Genomic DNA, 20,395 nt, shown 5'->3' with positions numbered 1-20,395 from the left:
CGCCCGATGCAGTTAACGCGGCGCCAGATGACGGGCGCCCTGGCGGCGCTGCCCCTGCTCCCGATGCTCGGCGCATGCGAAGCACGGCACGGCGACGCATTGACGATCTGGGCAATGGGCAATGAAGGCGCGAACTTGCCTGCATTGCTGAAAGACCTTGCGCTGCCCGCGAGCATGCCGCCGATCAAGGTACAGCCGCTGCCATGGACCGCGGCGCACGAGAAATTGCTTACCGGCTTTGCCGGCGGCTCGCTGCCCGCAATCGGACAGGTCGGCAATAGCTGGATCGCCGAAATGGCCGCGATCGGCGCGATTGCGCCGGTGCCTGCGTCGGCCGAAGCGCTACTCGGCGACCAGTTCGCCGCGGTGGTCGACACCAATCGGATCGCGGGCAAAACCTGGGCGGTGCCCTGGTACGTCGACACGCGGCTGCAATTCTACCGCAAGGATCTGTTCGAGCGCGCGGGCTATGCCGCGCCACCGACGGGCTGGGACGCGTGGAAAGCGGCGCTACACAAGGTCAAGCAGCAAGCGGCCGACGGTAATTATGCCCTGCTTTATCCGCTCAACGAATATGAGCAGTTGACGACGCTCGCTCTGTCGGCGGGCGCGCGGATGCTGCGTGACGAGGGGTCGCGCGGCGCATTTTCTGACCCCGAATTCAAGGCAGCGCTGACTTTCTATAAGTCGCTGTTCGACGAAGGCCTCGCCCCTCGGGCATCGTCGGCGCAGATCGCGAACATCTGGAACGAGTTTGCACGCGGCTATTTCAGCGTCTTCCTGTCAGGCCCCTGGACGATCGGCGACCTCAACAATCGCCTGCCACCAGCGATGCGCGCGCGATGGGCCACAGCGCCCAACCCGGGGCCCGACGGTATTGGATCGGCCGCGCCGGGCGGATCGAGCCTTGTGGTCTTTGCCGGGACAGCGGACAGCGATGCGGCGTGGGGCGTGCTGACGCGCCTCCTCGCTCCCGCTGCGCAATTGCGGTTCCACGAACTGACCGGCAGCCTGCCCGCACGGCGGTCGGTATGGCGCGAAGCGGGTCTGGCCACAAATCCGCTCGTTGCGCCCTTCGCGACGCAGCTCGATCGCGCGACGGCGTTGCCGAAGGTGCCTGAGTGGGAACGCATCGTTACCGAGATGCAGGTCGTCGCCGAACGCATGGTGCGCGGGCAATATAGCATCGACGCCGCAGCAGCCGAGATCGACCGGCGTGCCGACCGATTGCTCGAAAAGCGGCGCTGGATGCTCGGCAAGGGGAAGGCGCTATGAGCGCGGCGTGGCGCCCCGGCGAAGCGCGTGCCGGCTGGGCGATGAGCGCGCCCGCGCTAGTCGCCATAACGGTATTTTTCGCCCTCCCGGCCGCCGCATCCCTGTTTCTGAGCTTCACCGATTTCGATATCTATGCGCTCGCCGATATCGGTAATCTGCGCTTCGTCGGATTCGAAAATTACGAAAGACTGGTCGACAACCCTCTGTTCTGGAAAGCGATGACGAATACGTTGCTGTTCGTCGCGGTCGGCACGCCCTTCATCGTCATGCTGTCGCTGTTCGCGGCCATGCTGGTCAACTCGCGCTGGCTGGCGTGGCGCCCCGTCTGGCGCGTCGCGCTGTTCGCGCCCTATGTGACGACGCTTGTCGCGACCGCCGTGGTATGGCGCTATCTGCTCGATACGCGTTACGGGCTCGTCAATTATCTCCTCTCGCTCTTTGGGATGGCGCCGATCGACTGGCTCGGCAGCCCGCACGCGTCGCTGCCCGCGATCCTGATATTCGTCGGCTGGAAGACCTTCGGCTATAATATGATCATCTTCCTCGCGGCTTTGCAGACGGTGCCGCGCGAACTCGATGAGGCCGCACGGATCGACGGCGCGAGCTGGCTCACGCGGCTGCGCCATGTAACCTTGCCCGCCATCGCGCCGACGGTGCTGCTCGTCTCGGTCCTGACCGTGGCGGCGATGTTCCAGCTGTTCGCCGAACCCTATGTGATGACGCAGGGCGGCCCCGCGCAGTCGACCGTCACCATCCTCTATTTCATGTATGAGGAGGGTTTCAAATGGTGGAACCTCGGGTCGGGCGCGGCTGTCGCCTTTCTGCTGTTCCTCTGCATCCTTGCCGTCACGCTGGTGCAGCTGCGACTGGCGCGGCGGAGCGGCGCGATATGAGCCTGCGCCGCTGGCCCGTCACCCTGCTGGCCGCGCTCGTCGCGCTGCTGACGATCATGCCGCTGTTGTGGATGGTCTCGGTCAGTTTCATGGCGCGGGGCGAGGCGTCGCAATTTCCGCCGCCGTTGCTACCCAGCGATCCCAGCCTCGACAATTACCGCATGTTGTTCGGCACCTTCGGCATCGGAAAGTTCCTCGCCAACAGCCTGCTCGTCTCGACACTCGCAACCGCGCTCGCGCTCCTTTTTACGATTCCAGCGGGCTATGCCTTTGCCAAGCTGCGCTTCCGGGGACGCGACGCGACCTTCGGCCTGCTCGTCGCGGCGCTGGTCGTTCCGGGGCAGATCGGAATGCTGCCGCTGTTCCTCGAACTGAAGGCGCTGGGACTGGTCAACAGCTATGCGGGCGCTCTCGTGCCCTGGCTCGCAGGCATTTTCGGCATCTTCCTCGTCCGACAATATTGCCTGTCGATCCCCGACGAGATGCTTGAGGCGGCGCGCATCGACGGCGCGAGCGAGGGGCAGATATTGCGCCACGTCGTTCTGCCGATCCTGACCCCCATCATCGTCACGCTTGCGCTGTTCGTCTTCCTCGGCAGCTGGAACGATTTCATGTGGCCGCTGATCATTTTCGCCGATCAGGACCTCTACACGCTGCCCGTCGCGCTCGCCGCGATGAGCCGCGAACATGTGCAGGACAATGAGTTGATGATGGCCGGCGCCGTCGTCACCACCCTCCCCGTTCTCATCCTTTTCCTCGCGCTCCAACGCTTTTACCTGAGCGGGCTTCTGGCGGGGAGCGTCAAGGGATGAACCCATCCAGCAAGGACAGACGAATGACATATTGGACCGCGGCGCTGCTCGGGCTTGCACTCGCCGCATCGCCCGTCGCCGCAAAGACGAAAACCCTCGCTCCCGTCGAAGGACAGACACCGCAGCAGCCGATCGAGGCGGGCAATTATCCTTATCAGCTATTCGTGCCCAAAGGCTATTTGGCCGACACCACGAAACAATATCCGCTGCTCATCTTTCTCCACGGGTCGGGCGAGCGCGGCGACGATCTCGCGAAAGTGAAGGTCCATGGTCCGCCGAAGATCGCCGATCGCGACCCTTCTTTTCCTTTCCTGACTGTCTCGCCCCTGCTCGGCGCCGATCAGGACTGGGATATCGACAGGCTCGACCGGCTGGTCGACCATGTTGCGAAGACCTACCGCGTCGATCCTGCGCGCATCTACCTCACCGGCCTTAGCCGCGGCGGCCATGCGAGCTGGCGCTGGGCGATCGCCGAGCCGAAACGCTTCGCCGCGGTCGCGGCAGTCGCGGGGCGCGGCAATCCCGGCGAGGCGTGCCGCCTGATGGACCTGCCCGTCTGGGCCTTTCACGGTGACCGCGACGATGTGGTCGTGCCCGAAGGCAGCTTTAACATGGCGCGTTCGATCCGCGCCTGCGGCGGGCGCAAAGTGCGCCTGACCATCTATCCCGATCTTGGCCATAATGCCTGGGATCCCGCCTATGACGATCCGGCGCTTTACGCCTGGTTGCTCGAACAGAAACTTTCCTCCCCAACGATTGCCGACAAGGACAAAAAATGACGCAGACTGTTTTCCCCGACGATTTCCTGTGGGGCGCCGCGACGGCCGCCTATCAGGTCGAAGGGTCGCCACTCGCCGACGGCGCGGGCGCGAGCATCTGGCAGCGGTTCAGCCACGATCCGCGGCTGATGGCGGTAAAGGGCGACACGGGCGACGTCGCGTGCGACCATTATAACCGCATGCCGGCCGACGTCGCGCTCATGAAGGAGCTGGGGCTCAAGGCTTATCGCTTCAGCGTCAACTGGGGCCGTGTGTTGCCCGAGGGGATCGGGCGCGTGAACGAGCCGGGGCTCGATTTCTACGAGCGGCTGGTCGACGAACTGCTGAAGAATGATATCGAACCCTTGCTCACATTGCATCACTGGGACCTGCCCGCGGCGCTCGACGACAAGGGCGGCTGGCTCAACCGGGACATCGCCGACTGGTTCGCCGACTATGGTTCGGTGATGTACCGCCGCCTCGACGGGCGCGTGAAGAAGTGGGTAACGCTAAACGAGCCGTGGGTAATCACCGACGGCGGCTATCTCCATGGCGCGCTGGCCCCCGGACATCGCAACCTGTTCGAGACGCCGATCGCGAGCCACAATCTGATGCGCGCGCACGGTGCGGCCGTGCAGGCCTATCGCGGCGAGGGCGCGCACGAAATCGGCCTCGTCGTCAACATCGAGCCCAAATATCCTGCGAGCGACAGCCCCGAAGACGTCGCCGCGACCGCGCGCGCGCACGCTTACATGAATCGCCAGTATCTCGATCCGGCGCTGAAGGGCAGCTATCCCGCCGAACTCGCCGAAGTGTTCGGCGAGGCTTGGCCCGAATGGTCAGCCCAGGATTTACGGGACATCTGCCAGCCCGTCGACTTCATCGGGATCAACTATTACACGCGCAACGTCGTAAAGAACGACCCGAACCAGTGGCCCGTCGGCGCGTCACCGGTGCGGCAGAACGCAACGCATACGACGACCGACTGGGAGGTCTATCCGCCCGCGCTCACCGACATGCTCGTCTGGTTCCGCGACACTTATGGCAATATCCCCGTCTATATCACCGAGAATGGCGCCGCCTTCTACGACCCGCCGACGGCCGGCCCCGACGGAATCGACGATCCCCTGCGCTGCGATTATCTGCGCACGCACATCTCCGCGATCGGCGACGCGATCAAGCAGGGCGTCGACGTGCGCGGCTATATGGCCTGGTCGCTGCTCGACAATCTCGAATGGTCGCTGGGCTTCTCGAAGCGTTTCGGGATCGTCCATGTCGACTATGAGACGCAGGTCCGCACGCCGAAACGAAGCGCACGCTTCTACAGCAGCGTGATCGCGTCGAACGGAGGCAACCTCGGATGAAAAGGATCCTGATCCTCGCCGCCGCAGCGCTGCTTGCTCTTCCCGCGGCAGCGAAAGAACGCGCCGACCACTATCAGGCGATGACCTACAATATCCGGCTCGACCTCGCGTCGGACGGCGACAATGCCTGGCCGCACCGGCGGCAGGCGCTGACCGCGCTGGTCGCTTATCAGGCACCCGATTTCGTCGGGATGCAGGAGGTGTTGCAGCATCAGAAGCAGGCGGTCGAAGCCGACTTGCCCGGTTATCAATTCGTCGGCGTCGCACGCGACGATGGCAAGGAAAAGGGCGAATATTCGACGCTCGGCTTCCGCCGCGACCGCTTCACGCTGGTCGAATCGGGCACGTTCTGGCTGTCGCCGACCCCGGCACTTCCAAGCAAGGGCTGGGATGCCGCGCTGCCGCGGATTGCGACTTGGGCGCGGCTGCGCGATCGCGCGGCGAAGCGCATCCTGCTCGTCGTGAACACCCATTTCGACCATATCGGAGAGGTTGCGCGGCAGGAAAGCGCCCGCCTGATCCGCCACTGGATCGACGGCCAGCGTAAAGCCGGCGAGACCGCCGTGCTGATGGGCGATTTCAACAGTCCTGCGACCAGCAATGCCTATGCGGCGATCGTCGAGCCCGGCAAGGGCGCGCTCAAGGACAGTCGCATCATCAGCCACACGCCGCATTACGGCCCGCTCGGTACATTTACCGGCTTCAAGATCGCGCAGATGGAGCCGAGCCCGATCGACCATATCTTCGTCAGCGACGATGTGATCATTCTGCGCCACGCGACGCTGACCGACCAAAATGGCGGCAAGCTGCCATCCGATCATTATCCCGTGCTCGCCGATCTGTGCATCGGCAAGGGTTGCTAAAAGCGCTAACGGCCATCCCGGCAAGGGCCGGGGTGGCCCGAGGCTTATTCCGATTTTGCCTTGTCCAGCCAGCCGCCGGTGAAGCCGATGCGTTTAAGCCCGCGCGCGATATGCGGGTTCTTCCGCATCACCTTCCACACGAAGCCGCTGCGGTGATTTTCCATCATCGCAAGGATGGGGCCCTGATCGATGCCAAGATAGTCGTTCGCGACCCAGCCGTGAACGGGATCGACCTCGCCCGAGTGCGAACCCACATCAGTGAAGGTGAAGCTGGGGTTGAAGGCGTCCTTGAAGCCGTAGCGGGCATAAAGCCGCGTTCCATATTGCTTGCGCATCGCCATCAGCGCGGGAATGGCGACTTCGGGTGCGAAGGCGACCGAACCGCCCGCCGCGGTCGGCACGACGGTGCCGTCGTCGACGACGCGGATCGCGCTGACGCCGCGCGCCATGTACGTATTGAAGTTCCGCGGCGTGCCGTTCACGACGAGCTTACCCTCGGAATAGGTTGGCCCGTCCGATGCGGTCCAGCCCCAGATATCGGCGCTGTAGCCCGTCCATTTGTTCGGATTGTCGGCGCCATAGGCGCGCTGCGCCAGCGTCGCGCGGCGGCTGTTCTCGAAATAGTCGATGCCCTTGCCGCGCATGAAATCATCCCGGATACCGCGGAAATCGACCCAGACATGGCTATATTGGTGCCCGAACATCGGTTCGAACTGCAGGTGCTGCTGTCCGTAGAAGCTGCCCCAATCCTTTTCGAGATCGGCGGCCCAGCCCTTGTCCCAAGCGTCCTTCCCGACAGGATGCGTCGGCGAACCCAGCGCGAGGATATAGACGAGCATGCCTTCGTTATAGCCCACCCAGTCGTGCGTCTCGAAGCCCTTCTCCGGCTTCCATCCCATCGTGATGCCGTGCGAGCCCGGCAGGTTCTGCGCCTCGGTCCCGGTGTTGGTGCGCTGAACGAAGGTCCAGTCGACGCGTGTGTAGATCTTCTCGGCAAGCTCGCGAATCTCGGCCTCGATCGGATCGTTCCGGTCATAATAGCTTTGCGCGAACAGCGCGCCGCCAAGGAACAGGCTGGTGTCGACGGTCGAAAGCTCGTTCGTCCTGTACCGCGTGCCGTCGTCATTCTTCAGAAAGTGATAGAAAAAGCCCTTGTAGCCGGTGGTGCCCGCCGCTGCGGGCCCCTGCGGCGCGTTCCAGTAGAAACGCAGGCAATCGCGCGTGCGCATCGCCGCCTCGGCGCGCGTCACATAGCCGCGCTCTGCACCGATGCCATAGGCGGTGAGCGCAAAACCCGTCGCCGCGATCGACGAGAAGGGCTTGCTCGGCCAGCGATCGGGCGCAAGGCAGCGCTCGGTGTCCGTCGTATCCCAAAAATAGCGGAAGGTGCGTTCGGTCAGCTCTTCCGAAAAGGCCGCCTCGGTGATCGGCGGCAGGCTGGTCGTCGCGGGAGTAGCGGTGGACGGCGCCGGGTTGGCGGCACAAGCGGCGGTCAGCGCGACCAGGGGCAGAATAAAAGCCCCGCTGCGGAACGACATTTTATACTCCAAAAGTGAGGCGCCCGGCCCGCGGGAGGGGGGTGCAGGCCGGGCGCCTTGTCAGCCGGTCAGAATTGGAAACCGGCCGATAGCTTAATCGTCCGCGGAGGACCATCCAAACCCAGATCATTCTGGTTACGCAGCCCGGTGATGGCGCTGAAGCCGCTGTAGTTGCGATCGTTGAACAGGTTGATGATGTCGACGCGGAAGCGCAGCCGCGATTCCTCGGTCAGGAAACGCAACGGGACATATTTGGTGATCGACAGGTCCATCTGGCGATAGCCCCAGCGATCTCCGTTGCCCTCGGTCTCGATCGAGGTCACCGTCCGGCTGGGCGGGACGCCGCCGACACCCGGCGTGCCGACGAGCTGCGCGAGATATTTCGGCGACGCGATCTGGAACTTGCCCGACAGCGTGATGCCGAACGGAACGTCGACCGAACCCGCCATCACGAAGCGGTGCTTGCGCGTACCGGTCGCGGCGATGAATGGATAGTCTTCGATGCCAGGGAAATCGAGCGCGAACACTTCGCCGAGCTGCCGGTTCTCCTCGGCATCGGTGAAGGTGTATGTTGCGTCGAGGCTCCACGGCGAGAATTGGGTATAGCGCTTCGTCAGCTTGAAATAGGCCGTGTTCGCGCGCGTTTCGATCCCGTTGGTGCCGAGAATGATGCTGCCGAACGGCGCCGGTGCGAAACCGAAGGGCGAATCCGGATTTCCACTCGGCGGGAAGAAGCTGCCGTCGGGACGGCGGTTGCCGAGCACATAGGCGAAACCGTCGTGGCTTTCGACATAGCTGTAGCCCGCTTCAAGATCGAGCAGATTGAAGCGGCCACGAACCCCCAGGCTGAACTGGTCCGAATAGGGGGTCTTGAGATCATTCTTGATGAACCGCAATTCGCGCCCGGCCCCAGCCGGCAGACCCGCAATCAGCGCGTCGCGGCCCGCCTGCGTCAGATAGACCGGATTCCACGCGATACAGGTTGCGCTGGGCGCGCAAACATTGGTCGTGTCGCCGGGATTATTGAAATTGAAGGTGCGGCCCGCGAACAGGCCCTGCGCCAGTTCCTGCTGGATGAAATCGAACTGGGTGCGGTCATAGGAGCGGCCGTAACCGCCGAAGATCGAGAAGCGCTTCTCGTCATCGAGCGCATATGTGAAGCCGAGCCGCGGCTGCCATGCGCCCTTGAATGCCTTCCGTTCGTTGCCCGTCGAGATGAAGTCGTCGATGTCGAAATTTGCGTTGCGCAGGTTCGCATAGGGCGGCGTGACCGTCCCGTTGGCAGCAGTGTAGGATGCACGACCCGCGACGAATTCCGCAATCGCCGGGTCATGCTTATAATTGAGGAACGCAGGCGTCCGTTCATAATCCCAACGGAGGCCGATATTGAGCGTCAAACGATCGTCGATTTCCCAATCGTCCTGCGCATAGAGGCCGAGCTGAAAGTTTTTCGACCTGATGTCGGGATCACCCCCGTCCACCGGCGCACTGAACGTCATGCGGTAGGGAATCGTATCATTGAACGCGCCACCAGGTGCATATAGCGCGTTATAGGTGAAGACCGGATTCACGCCATTTTGCGTGTTGGTGTTAAGTTCGATCCACTTCGCCTTCACGCCAACCTTGAACGTATGGCTGTCGAGCCCGGTCCAGGTGAAATCGTTCGAGACCTGCCAACCCTTCTGACCCTTGTCCTGGAAATTGGTGCCCGCACCGACGCGGAGAATATCGCCGCGACGGGTTCCCGTAACCGGCGGTGTGTTCGGCACCGTCACGTTGAACAGCGACACATTGCCGAAGTTGAGCGGACGAGGATTCCAGGTCACATCCTCATAGGCAACTTTGAAGTCGTTCACCCACGTGTCCGCTGTATGCTCCCAGCGAGCAAGGCCGCGCCATTCCTTGACCTTCGTTATCGTCGCCGTCTCTTCGGCGGCGAAACCATTGTTGAGTTCCTCGCCGCTCTCGTCGCGATATTTGAGCGAGAATTCGAACAGGTCGTTCGAGGTCGGGGTGAAATTGATCTTCCCGAAATAGAGGTCTTCGTTAAACGCCGAGGTCCGGGCGCCAAAAGCGCTCTGATATCGATCGGGGAAAAAGCTCGTCGGCAGGTCGAGACCTGGCTTGATCTCGCGCGGCTCAACCCGGCGCTTGCCCTCATAGGTCACGAAGAAGTGCAGCACGTCCTTGATGATCGGGCCGCCCAGCGCGCCACCGAATTGCGTGTCCTTGGTCCGCACCTTGGGAATATAGGTCGGGAAATTCTCGCGCGGCAGCCGGTCGCGAAGGCTCTGGTTGGTGAAGTCGTAGAAACCTTCGCCGTGGAATTCGTTGGTGCCCGATTTGGTCACCGCGGTGATGGCAACAGAGCTGACCTGGTCGAACTCCGCCTTATAGTTCGACGAGATGACGCGATATTCGCCGATCGCAAGCTGCGGGAACGGGTTGCCCTGCGTCGAATCCTGTCCGCTGATACCGCCCTTCAGCACATAGTCCTTCTGCCCGATGCCATCGATGAAGATGTTGATCGCATTGGCGCCCTGCGCACCGCCGCGCAGGCTTGTCTGGCCTGCACTGTTGGTGAGGAACTGAACGCCCGGGGCAAGGTCGGCAAAGGCAAGGAAGTTGCGATTGTTCTGCGGCAAAACTTCGATCAAGCGCTGCGAAATATTGCTGCCGACTTCGCCGCCTTCCATCGAACGGAGACGGCTGCCCGTGACGATGATCGCATCGTCGCCGCCTTCGGCGATGTCGGGCTGCGAGAAGTCGAAGTCGAGCACCGCATTCTGCGCGACATTCAGCGCGAACTCGTCGGTCTGACGCTTGCCCTGTGGGGTCGTCAGTTCGAGGCGATACGTGCCGACGGGCAGCGAGGAAAAGCTGTAGCCGCCGCTTGCCGTAACGGTCGAGGTGCGCGTCAGCCCGGTGTTGACGTTGACGGCGGTGACTTCCGACACGCCGCCCTCGGCCTTGACCGTGCCGCGAAGCGATGCGCCGGCGACCTGTGCATGCGCGGGGGCAGCGACGGCAACCGCCAGCGCCGCAGCGGCACTGCTCCATGCGAGCGCAGCCGCAAGCGAACGGGCGCGCGACTGGCGCGCGGAAACGGTCTGAAAATCACGCGAAAACTTCACAGCATCCTCCCTAATTGCGAACCCCGACATTTTCCGCGCTCGCCTCATCCGCTGACCGGCCTTGCCTCCGGTGCAGCGACGAGTCGCGGGAAACCGCGCCGTTGTTTTTTTGATTTGTAACCGGTTTCACGATCACTGTATAGGGGGAAGCGACACAGACGGATGCGATCGGGGACCAGCCCGTTTTTGGCCGAAATTCGGCCAATCCGCGTGACAATGTATAAGCAGACCCGACCGGGAAGGACGAATCATGCCGCCGATGACGCGCAACCTCACACGCCTGACGCTGGCCACCTTGATGGTGGCTGGAACACTCACCTCCGCCCCGCTCTTCGCGAAGCCCACAGCGAGCACGAGCGAGAAAGTCGCCGCGGATTCAGCAGGCTGGATGCGCCCCGATCCGAAGATGGATCGCTTCATCGCCGACCTGATGGCGAAGATGACCCTCGACGAGAAAGTCGGGCAGTTGTCGCTGCTGACGAGTGACTGGGATTCGACCGGCCCGACGATCCGCCAAGGCTATCAGGACGATATTCGCAAGGGGCGGATCGGTTCGATCTTCAACGCCTTCACCGCCAAATATACGCGCGAACTGCAGCGGCTGGCGGTCGAAGAGACGCGACTGAAAATCCCACTGCTTTTCGGTTATGACGTCGTCCACGGCCACCGCACCATCTTTCCGATCTCGCTCGGCGAATCGGCTAGTTGGGACTTGAAAGCCATTGAAAAAGCAGCACGAATCTCTGCCACCGAGGCGTCTGCAGAGGGCATTCACTGGACCTTCGCACCTATGGTCGACGTTGCTCGCGATCCGCGATGGGGCCGCATGTCGGAAGGCGCTGGCGAGGATGTCTACCTCGGCAGCAAGATCGCGGTTGCGCGCGTGCGCGGATTTCAGGGCGACGATCTGAAGCGCGTCGATACGGTGCTCGCGACCGCCAAGCATTTCGCCGCCTATGGTGCAGCACAGGCAGGCCGCGATTATCATACGGTCGACATCTCCGAACGCACGCTTCGCGATATCTATTTGCCGCCATTCAAGGCGGCGGCCGACGCCGGCGCGGCGACTTTCATGACCTCGTTCAACGAATATGATGGCGTACCTGCTTCGGGCAGCCATTATCTGCTGACCGACGTGCTGCGGAAGAAATGGGGATTCAAGGGCTTTGTCGTAACCGATTACACGTCGATCAACGAAATGGTCCCTCACGGCTATTCGCGCGACCTGAAACAGGCGGGCGAACAGGCGATCAACGCCGGGGTCGACATGGATTTGCAAGGCGCGGTGTTCATGGATCACCTCGCGAAATCGGTCGCCGAGGGCAAGGTCGACGTCAAACGCGTCGACGAGGCCGTGAAAGCGATCCTCGAAATGAAATATCGCCTCGGGCTGTTCGACGACCCCTATCGCTATTCTGACGAAGCGCGAGAAAAAGCGACCATCTATCGTCCCGACTTCCTCGAAGCGGCACGCGACGTCGCGCGCAAGTCGATCGTATTGCTGAAGAACAAGAGCAATGCCCTGCCCCTTGCCGCGACGGCGAAATCGATCGCGGTGATCGGCCCGCTCGGCAACAGCAAGGAAGATATGATCGGCAGTTGGTCCGCCGCAGGCGACCGCAAGGAACGGCCGGTAACCCTGCTCGAAGGCATGCAGAAGCGCGCGCCCAAGGGCACGACCGTCGCTTATGCAAAGGGCGCCGGCTATGAGTTCGCAGATGCGGGTAAAAGCGACGGTTTCGCCGAGGCGATTGCGCTCGCGCAGAAATCGGACGTCATCGTCGCCGCTATGGGCGAGCATTGGAATATGACCGGCGAAGCAGCGAGCCGCACCTCGCTCGACCTGCCGGGGAACCAGCAGGCCCTACTCGAAGAGCTGAAGAAGACCGGAAAGCCGATCATCCTCGTGCTGATGAGCGGCCGTCCGAACAGCATCGAGTGGGCCGACGCCAATGTCGATGCGATCCTTGAGGCTTGGTATCCGGGCACGATGGGCGGGCATGCGATCGCCGATGTCCTCTATGGCGACTATAACCCGTCGGGCAAATTGCCCGTCACCTTCCCGCGCAACGTCGGGCAGGTACCGATCTATTACGACATGAAAAACACCGGGCGGCCGATCAAGCCCGAGGACCCGAACGCGAAATATGTCTCACGCTATCTCGATACGCCGAACACGCCGCTCTATCCCTTCGGCTACGGGCTCAGCTACACAAGCTTCGCCTATTCGCCGGTGACGCTGGACAAGGCGAAAATCCGGCCAGGCGAGACGCTGACCGCAACGGTGACGGTCACCAACAGCGGCGCGCGTGACGGCGAAGAGGTGGTGCAGCTTTATGTTCGCGATCTCGTCGGGTCGGTGACGCGGCCGGTCAAGGAGCTGAAAGGCTTCGAGAAGATCAGTCTCAAAAGGGGCGAGAAGCGGACGGTGCGCTTCACGCTGACCGACGCCGACCTCGCCTTTACGCGGCAGGACATGAGCTGGGGTAGCGAGCCCGGCCAGTTCACGCTGTGGGTCGGCCCCTCTTCGGCGGAGGGATCCGAGGCATCGTTCGAGCTGACCGACTAGCCGGCCTTGCCGAGGGTGGCGAGGCGGGTTACCCGCATCTGAGTGAGTCCCGACACACCGCCCCCACCCTCCGCGCTCGCGCCGTTCCGCTATCCGGCGTTTCGCGCGATCTGGATCGCGAACCTTGCGTCGAACATGGGGTCGATGATCCAGTCGGTCGCCGCCGCCTGGCTGATGACCGAGCTGACCCAATCGCACTTGCTGATCGCGCTGGTGCAGGCGGGCGCGACGATCCCGATCATGCTGCTCGGCATCTTTGCGGGAGCGATCGCCGACAATTTCGACCGGCGGCGCGTCATGTTGGCGGCGCAGACCGGGATGCTGGTGGTATCGGCATTGCTGACGCTGACCACATATCTCGATGCGATCTCGCCGTTGACCTTGCTCTTCTTCACCCTTGCGGTCGGATGCGGGACTGCGCTCAACGGTCCCGCCTGGCAGGCATCGGTACGGTTGCAGGTCGGGCCCAAGGATCTGCCGCAGGCCATCGCGCTCAACACCATCGCCTTCAACCTCGCGCGTAGCGCCGGCCCCGCGCTTGGCGGGATGCTCGTCGCGATTGTCGGCACCGCCGCGGCCTTTGGCCTCAACGCGCTGAGCTATCTCGCGCTGATCGTCGTGCTGCTGCGCTGGCATCCCGAAACCGTTCCGCCGCGCCGAACGCCGATGCTGACGGCGATTGCCGCAGGCCTCCGTTTCTGCGCACAATCGGACCCGGTACGACGTGTGCTGATCCGTGGTTTTGCTTTCGGGTTCGGCGCGGCGGGGTTTCAGGCGCTGTTACCATCGCTCGTCCGCGACCGGCTGCACGGAACCGAGATTATCTATGGCCTGTGCCTAGCCGCGTTCGGCGCGGGGTCGATCTTTGGCGCATTATGGGTGGGTGCAGCGCGCCGCCGCTGGGGCAGCGACCGCGTGGTCACCGCTGCATCGCTCGTCTTCGCTGCTGCCATGCTCCCCGTGGCCCTGACCACCAGCCTGACGCCTGTGATGATGGCGGCATTCGTCGCGGGCGCCGCATGGGTGTCGACGCTGACGACGCTCAACGTCGCGATGCAGCTCCGCTCGCCCGAGGAAATCCTGGGCCGCTGTCTATCGATCTATCAGGCGGTCACGTTCGGCGCGATGGCGCTCGGCGCCTATACGCTGGGCCTGGTCGCGGACCTCAGTTCGCTGCCTGCGGCGATCCTCGGGTCGGCGGGCTGGCTTTTGCTGTCGGCGATCGTCCTGCGCTTCATCGCGCCGATGCCGCACCGCGACGAAGGCCGGCTGCTGCCCTGATCGTCAACCGGCATCGTCGATCGTGAAGCGGCTGTTCGACAGTTGCAGTTCGTCGCCGCAATGGCTGCAAGCCGCAACCATTTCGAGGTCGTGACCGCAAGGGCGATGGGTGAGCAGCAACGGCGGTCCCCGCTCGTCCGAAAACCATTTGTCGCCCCACTGCAGCAACGCGAGCAGCACTGGATAGAGGTCGCGTCCCTTTGCGGTCAGGCGATATTCGACGCGGTCGGCGTGGGCGGAATAGGGAACCGTCTTCAATATCCCCTGCCGCACCAGCCGCTCAAGCCGCCCCGTCAGGATATTCGTCGCCATCAGCGTGTCGCGCTGGATATCGTCGAAGCGGTTGATGCTCGTGAACATCGCGCGGACGACGAGCGTCGCCCAGCGGTCGCCGAACAACTCGATCATCGTGTCGACAAGCGGACGGCCACCGGGCCGGCGCGCGCCGACCTCACCGTTGAAGCGGCGGCGTTCGTAATGCGGGACGACCTGCGCCAGTCCCGGCCCTTCGCGCCAGTCGACGTCGCGCGGATCGATTTCGGCGTGGCAATGCTGGCACGCGGGCACCGGCTCGGTCGCATGGCCGCAGGTCGCGTGATGGAGCTGCACACGAAAATCGCGGCTGTCGGCTTCCCAGCGATGCTGCCAGCGCAGCATCATCAGTGCGTTGGGAAATTGGTCGCGGCCCTTTTGGGTCAGCACATAATGAAAGCCGCGGCCGCTCTTCTTCGGGACTTTGGCGAGGCAATCTTCTTCGACGAGTTTCTTGAGGCGGCCGTTGACGACCGAGCGTGCGAGGCCGGTGCGCGCGACAAATTCATCGAAACTATGGGTGCCGAGGAACGCCTGTTCCATGAGCAGCAGCACCGGGACGTCGCCGACGACGTCGAGCGCGCGCCAGATCGAACAGGCCCTGATCGTGCGGTCATGTTTCAAATCAGCCGTCCTCACCTCTCCCCGCCCCTAAACGAAGCCCGGATGACCGGCAAGGCTGGCACCTGCGACGGGAGGGCGGCTCAGAACCGCCCTCCCCCGCATCAGAAGCGCCCGGTCAGTTGCACCGCAATCGTGCGCGGGCGATCGACGATGCCATTATAGGCATTGCCGGCGTTGCGCGTGATCGTGGTGGCCAGCGGCATAGAGCTCGCAGTCTGCAGGATCCGCTGATTGGTAAGATTGCGGCCAATCAGCGCCACTTCCCAGCGGTCGTCGACCTGCGCCAGCGCAAGCCGCGCGCCGAGCTTCACATATCCGTCCTGATGCGTGCGGGGGTCGAGGTTTGCCGCGGCGATATAGGATGAGGAGAAGTCGGCATTCACGTTGAACGCCACCTTCATGCTGCTCGTCACCGGGGTCGTATAATCCAGGTTCAAATTGCCCGACCATTTGGGGCTGAGCGCATTGCGCTTGCCCGAATAATCGCAAAAGCCGTTCGCACCCGGCGTCTGCAGATAATAGCATTGCCCGTCGGTGAAATTGGTGAATTTAAAGTCGAGATAGGCAACCGCACCGCTGACCGTCAGCCCTTCGGCGAGCGCCGCGCGGAAGTCGGCCTCGACGCCTTGCGTGCGCGCTTCGGCTGCGTTGCGAACGTTGAAGTTCAGCGTACCGTCGAAGATATTGACCTGAAGATCCTTATAATCTGTGCGATAAACCGACAGGTTAAAGGCGATATTGCGCCCCTTGTATTTCAGGCCGGCTTCGAAATTATCTGCGCTTTCATCCTCGAACTCGAACGCGCCGGGCTTCGCGACGGTGGTCGAGGTCGGGAGCGAGTTCGACCGGATGTCAAAGCCCCCGGCCTTCGTTCCCTTGGCATAGGAAGCGTAGAGCATCAGATCGTCGGAGGCGTCGAACTGTACGTTGACCATCGGATTGAAACTGTCTTCGCTGATCTTGCCCGAGATGCTGTGAGCCTCGATATTGAGGGCGCGGAACACCGCCGCGACGACGGCGGCCGGCGCGGTACTAAGCGGCCCCTGTACCACGGCGAGTGTACGGCTGCCGCTCTTCTTCTCGTGATTGAAGCGCGCGCCCGCGGTGATGCGAAGCTGATCGGTGACCGCCAATTCGCCCTGCGCAAAGCCCGAGATCAGGTCCGACTTCTGCGCATAATCGCGGTCGTTGCGCGTGTCGCCCAGCGCATTGAACGGTGCGCCCAGAGCGAGGAAGGTCGGGTTGAACAGCGTGAAATCCTGCACGTCGAGTTTTGCATGCTGGTAATAGATGCCCGCAATATAGTTGAACGCCTCGCCCCCTGGCGAAGTCAGGCGGAGTTCCTGGCTGAACTGCCGATAATCCTCACGCAGATTTGTGCCGTCGAGGAAGCTGATGCCGGAGAAGTCGACGTCGACAATCTCTCGCGTCTTGTAGTCGAGCAGTGAACTGACAGAGGTCAACGTGTGATCGCCTAGTTCAAGATCGGCGTTAAGTGTCGCGCCGAACACCTTGTTCTTGCTTTCATAGCCATTGTCTTCGCGGACATAGTCGGGGTCGGTGCTGACGAAAAACGGCCCCTGGAACACCGTGTTGTAATTGCCGACCGCGCCGAACACATCGCGCGGCTGGCCCTTCATTTCGAAATCGGCATATTCAAGCTTCAATTCGGCAGCAAGCGGCCCGCCCTTGTCGAACTCCAGCTTGCCGCGGAAATAATATTCGTCGACGTTCGGTTCATCGCGATCGAGCTTTTGGTTATAGAAATAACCGTCCATCGAACGGTGGTAGCCGACGACGCGGGCCTCGATGCCCTCGGAGAGCGGGCCCGACAGCACGCCGGTAAGCTGGAATTCCTTGTGGTTGAATTCGTAGAGCCCGCTGACCGAGCCTTCGAACTCGTCGGTCGGGCTACGCGTCGTGATGTTCACCGCACCGGCGATCGCATTTTTCCCGAACAAGGTCGGCTGCGGCCCACGCAGCACCTCGACGCGCTCCATGTCGACGAGCGGCAGGCGCGAAAGCTGGTCGCGGCCGTAATAGACGCCGTCGACGAACATCGCGACCGACTGTTCAAAACCCTTGTTGTCGCCCGACGCGATGCCGCGGATCGCGATGCGATTGGCGATCGCCGTCTGCGTGATCTTGAGGTTCGGGACCGATGAAGAGATTTGCTCTAGGTTCGTCTGGCCATAGCTTTCGACCTGCTTGCCGCTGACCGCCGAGATCGAGATCGGCACGTCGGAAAGCCCCTCGGCGCGCTTCTGCGCAGTGACGATGATTTCCTCGAGACCGCCCTGCTCCTCTGCCGGAGCGGCGTCCTGCGCGAATGCGGTAACCGGGCTGGCGAGCGCCGATGCAGCGAGCAGCGCAACAAAATTTCTGTTCATAGGGTCCTCCCACGCGTCATCGTCTTGGCGACCACCGCCCGCGATGTTTTTCTTGCCTTGCGACTCATAACGGCTTTAAGTATCGTTATGCAAGTCAGATAATTTGAGAGAGGATTAGCCTTGCCGGGACACGGCCTTCCACCTGCACTGACGCGCAATTTGCGCCTGCCCGCAATCGCGGCTCCGATGTTTCTGGTGTCGGGTCCCGAGATGGTGATCGCCGCATCGCGATCGGGCGTGATTGGTAGCTTCCCTGCCCCCAATGCGCGCACTTCGGCCGATCTGGAGGATTGGGTCGGCCGGATCGATGCCGCGCTGTCGAACGATCCTGAAGCCGCGCCATGGGCGGTCAATCTGGTCGTCCATCCGTCGAACAGCCGGCTTCCCGAAGATCTGGCGTGCGTCGTGCGCCACAAGGTGCCGCTCGTCATCACCGCGCTCGGCAGTCCGGCGCGCGTGGTCGAGGATATCCATAGCTATGGCGGGCTGGTATTCGCCGATGTCAATTCGGTCGGCTTCGCCCGCAAGGCTGCTGCCGCCGGGGTCGACGGGCTCGTCCTTGTCGCCGCGGGTGCGGGCGGCCACACCGGCGCGACGGCCGGTTTCGCCTTTGTCGAGGAGGTTCGGCAATTCTGGGATGGTCCGCTCGTGCTTGGCGGGGCGATCTCGACCGGCCAAGCCATTCGCGCGGCCGAGATTCTCGGCGCCGACTTCGCCTATCTCGGCACCTCGCTGATCGCCTGCACCGAAAGCATGGCGGTTCCGGATTACAAGGATATGATCGTCGCCGCGGGCGCCGAGGATATCGTGCCTTCGAAGGGCATCACCGGTGTGACCGCCAACTGGTTGAAATCGAGCCTGATCGCTGCGGGCTATGACCCCGCCAACATGCCCGAGGACAAGCGCCCGAACTTCTCGGACGCCCAGGATGACGCAAAGGCGTGGAAGAATGTCTGGTCCGCCGGACAAGGCGTCGGCGCGGTGCGCGGCGTCGAACCGGTCGCCGATATCGTCGACCGCCTTGTGAAAGAATATGACGCGGCCGTAGCGCGCCCGCGCTTTGCACCTGCCGAAGGAGCCATCGCATGACTGCCGAGTTAGTCGAAACGATCCAGTCGACGATCCAGCCAAACGACCACCCCTATATGAAGGGCGCTTGGCGGCCGACGTTCAACGAATGGAATGCGATTTTCGCCAATGGCGATGCCGAAGTGATCGGGACGATCCCGACCGACATCGACGGGGTCTATGTGCGCACGGGCGAAAACCAGGTCCACGAGCCGATCGGCCGCTATCACCCCTTCGACGGTGACGGGTTCATCCATTCGATCAGCTTCAAGGACGGCCGCGCAAGCTATCGCAGCCGCTTCGTACGCACCAAGGGGTTCGAAGCCGAAAAGGAAGCCGGCCGCTCGCTGTGGGCCGGGCTGATGGAGCCGCCGCATAAATCGACGCGCCACGGCTGGGGCGCGCAGGAATGGCTGAAGGATTCATCCTCGACCGACGTCGCGATCCACGCGGGCAAGATCATTTCGACCTTCTATCAGTGCGGCGAGGCCTATCGGCTCGACCCGTTCACGCTCGAACAGTTTGGCACCGAAAGCTGGGTGCCGCTCGACGGCATATCGGCGCATTGCAAGGTCGACCTCGCGACGGGCGAGCTGATGTTCTTCAACTATTCGAAGCACGCGCCATTCATGCATTATGGCGTCGTCGGGGCGGACAATAAGCTCAAACATTATATCCCCGTCCCGCTCGCGGGGCCGCGCCTGCCGCACGATATGGCGTTCACGCAAAATTACACGATCCTCAATGACATGCCGCTCTATTGGAACGAGGAGTTGCTCGAAAAGCGGCTGCATGTCGTGCAATTCCACCCCGATGAGAAGACGCGCTTCGCGATCATTCCGCGGCACGGCCAGCCCGAAGATATCCGCTGGTTCGAAGCCGAGCCGACCTACACGCTCCACTGGCTGAACGCGTGGGAGGAAGGCGACGAGATCATCCTCGACGGCTATTATCAGGAAGAGCCGATGCCCAAATCCTATCCGAACGCGCCTGATGGGCTCGAACGGATGATGGCCTATCTCGATCAGGGCCTGCTCAAGCCGCGTCTCCACCGCTGGCGTTTCAACCTCGTCACCGGCGAAACGGTCGAGGAACGGCTCGACGATCGCGATCTTGAGTTTGGCATGTTCAACCACCGCTATGCAGGCAAGCCGTACCGCTATGCCTATAGCGCGATCCCCGAGCCCGGCTGGTTCCTGTTCCGCGGGCTGGTGAAGCATGACCTCAACGCGCGGACGAGCGAATCCTATGAATTCGGACCCGGCCGCTTCGGCAGCGAAGCCCCCTTCGCGCCGCGGATCAATGCGAAGGACGAGGACGACGGCTATCTCGTCTCCTTCATCGCCGACCTCGAAACCGATCGCTCCGAATGCGTGTTGATCGACGCCAAGAATATCGCGGCGGGTCCGGTGTGCCGGATCATTCTGCCCGAGCGTATCTGTTCGGGAACGCACACGGTCTGGGCGAGCGGTGACGATATCGGCATCGGCGAAAACAGCGTGCTGGCCGCCTGA

General features: G+C 62.5%; 14 protein-coding genes. 10 read left to right on the top strand and 4 right to left on the bottom strand.

Annotated features, from left to right (window positions below; all coding sequences use genetic code 11):
• Positions 1-27 precede the first annotated feature (27 nt).
• The 6 genes from SC1_RS05805 to SC1_RS05780 are packed head-to-tail and all read left to right on the top strand — an operon-like array spanning position 28 to position 5,965.
• Complete coding sequence (locus SC1_RS05805) at positions 28-1,275, top strand: extracellular solute-binding protein (RefSeq protein WP_238586586.1); 1,248 nt, start codon at positions 28-30, stop codon at positions 1,273-1,275.
• Complete coding sequence (locus tag SC1_RS05800; RefSeq protein ID WP_062178797.1) at positions 1,272-2,168, top strand: carbohydrate ABC transporter permease; 897 nt, start codon at positions 1,272-1,274, stop codon at positions 2,166-2,168. The genes SC1_RS05805 and SC1_RS05800 overlap by 4 nt, the downstream gene beginning before the upstream one ends.
• Entirely contained in the window at positions 2,165-2,980 is an 816-nt protein-coding gene (locus tag SC1_RS05795; protein ID WP_062178794.1) for a carbohydrate ABC transporter permease, read from the top strand. The genes SC1_RS05800 and SC1_RS05795 overlap by 4 nt, the downstream gene beginning before the upstream one ends.
• A 23-nt stretch (positions 2,981-3,003) precedes the next feature.
• Positions 3,004-3,759, top strand: a complete 756-nt coding sequence (locus tag SC1_RS05790) for an alpha/beta hydrolase-fold protein (RefSeq protein ID WP_062178791.1) — start codon at positions 3,004-3,006, stop codon at positions 3,757-3,759.
• Positions 3,756-5,102 (top strand): GH1 family beta-glucosidase, encoded by a 1,347-nt coding sequence (locus SC1_RS05785; protein ID WP_062178789.1) that lies wholly within the window; start codon positions 3,756-3,758, stop codon positions 5,100-5,102. Before SC1_RS05790 ends, SC1_RS05785 begins: the two co-directional genes overlap by 4 nt.
• The gene (locus tag SC1_RS05780; protein WP_062178787.1) at positions 5,099-5,965 is read left to right on the top strand and encodes an endonuclease/exonuclease/phosphatase family protein; all 867 of its coding nucleotides are present in this window, start codon (positions 5,099-5,101) and stop codon (positions 5,963-5,965) included. The genes SC1_RS05785 and SC1_RS05780 overlap by 4 nt, the downstream gene beginning before the upstream one ends.
• Before the next feature lie 44 nt (positions 5,966-6,009).
• Here SC1_RS05780 and SC1_RS05775 read toward each other — a convergent pair whose 3' ends face one another.
• A complete protein-coding gene (locus SC1_RS05775; RefSeq protein WP_062178786.1) occupies positions 6,010-7,503 on the bottom strand; it encodes a glucoamylase family protein in 1,494 nt (497 codons plus the stop codon).
• 68 nt (positions 7,504-7,571) lie between these two features.
• Positions 7,572-10,637, bottom strand: coding sequence for a TonB-dependent receptor (locus SC1_RS05770; RefSeq protein WP_062178784.1), 3,066 nt, complete (start codon positions 10,635-10,637; stop codon positions 7,572-7,574).
• A gap of 250 nt (positions 10,638-10,887) precedes the next feature.
• Here SC1_RS05770 and bglX point away from each other — a divergent pair, with 250 nt between their 5' ends.
• Together bglX and SC1_RS05760 are read left to right on the top strand one after the other, a co-directional pair.
• Positions 10,888-13,206 carry a beta-glucosidase BglX gene (gene bglX / locus SC1_RS05765; RefSeq protein WP_062178782.1) on the top strand — a complete coding sequence of 773 codons (2,319 nt, stop codon included), beginning with the start codon at positions 10,888-10,890 and terminating at the stop codon, positions 13,204-13,206.
• 42 nt (positions 13,207-13,248) lie between these two features.
• Complete coding sequence (locus tag SC1_RS05760) at positions 13,249-14,487, top strand: MFS transporter (protein WP_062178779.1); 1,239 nt, start codon at positions 13,249-13,251, stop codon at positions 14,485-14,487.
• A 3-nt stretch (positions 14,488-14,490) separates the two neighbouring features.
• Here the strand turns inward: SC1_RS05760 and SC1_RS05755 are convergent, their stop codons facing one another.
• Both SC1_RS05755 and SC1_RS05750 read right to left on the bottom strand, forming a co-directional pair.
• Positions 14,491-15,423: a helix-turn-helix domain-containing protein gene (locus SC1_RS05755; RefSeq protein WP_062178776.1), complete on the bottom strand. Its 933-nt coding sequence runs from the start codon at positions 15,421-15,423 to the stop codon at positions 14,491-14,493.
• Positions 15,424-15,524: 101 nt separating this feature from the next.
• On the bottom strand, positions 15,525-17,813 hold the full coding sequence (locus tag SC1_RS05750; RefSeq protein ID WP_062178774.1) for a TonB-dependent receptor: 2,289 nt from the start codon (positions 17,811-17,813) through the stop codon (positions 15,525-15,527).
• A gap of 120 nt (positions 17,814-17,933) precedes the next feature.
• Here SC1_RS05750 and SC1_RS05745 point away from each other — a divergent pair, with 120 nt between their 5' ends.
• Entirely contained in the window at positions 17,934-18,902 is a 969-nt protein-coding gene (locus SC1_RS05745; RefSeq protein WP_083435699.1) for a nitronate monooxygenase family protein, read from the top strand.
• Positions 18,899-20,395, top strand: a complete 1,497-nt coding sequence (locus tag SC1_RS05740) for a carotenoid oxygenase family protein (RefSeq protein WP_062178768.1) — start codon at positions 18,899-18,901, stop codon at positions 20,393-20,395. Before SC1_RS05745 ends, SC1_RS05740 begins: the two co-directional genes overlap by 4 nt.

Source organism: Sphingopyxis sp. C-1 (assembly GCF_001047015.1).
Taxonomy (GTDB): domain Bacteria; phylum Pseudomonadota; class Alphaproteobacteria; order Sphingomonadales; family Sphingomonadaceae; genus Sphingopyxis.
This window is presented reverse-complemented; position numbering and strand designations above follow the sequence as displayed.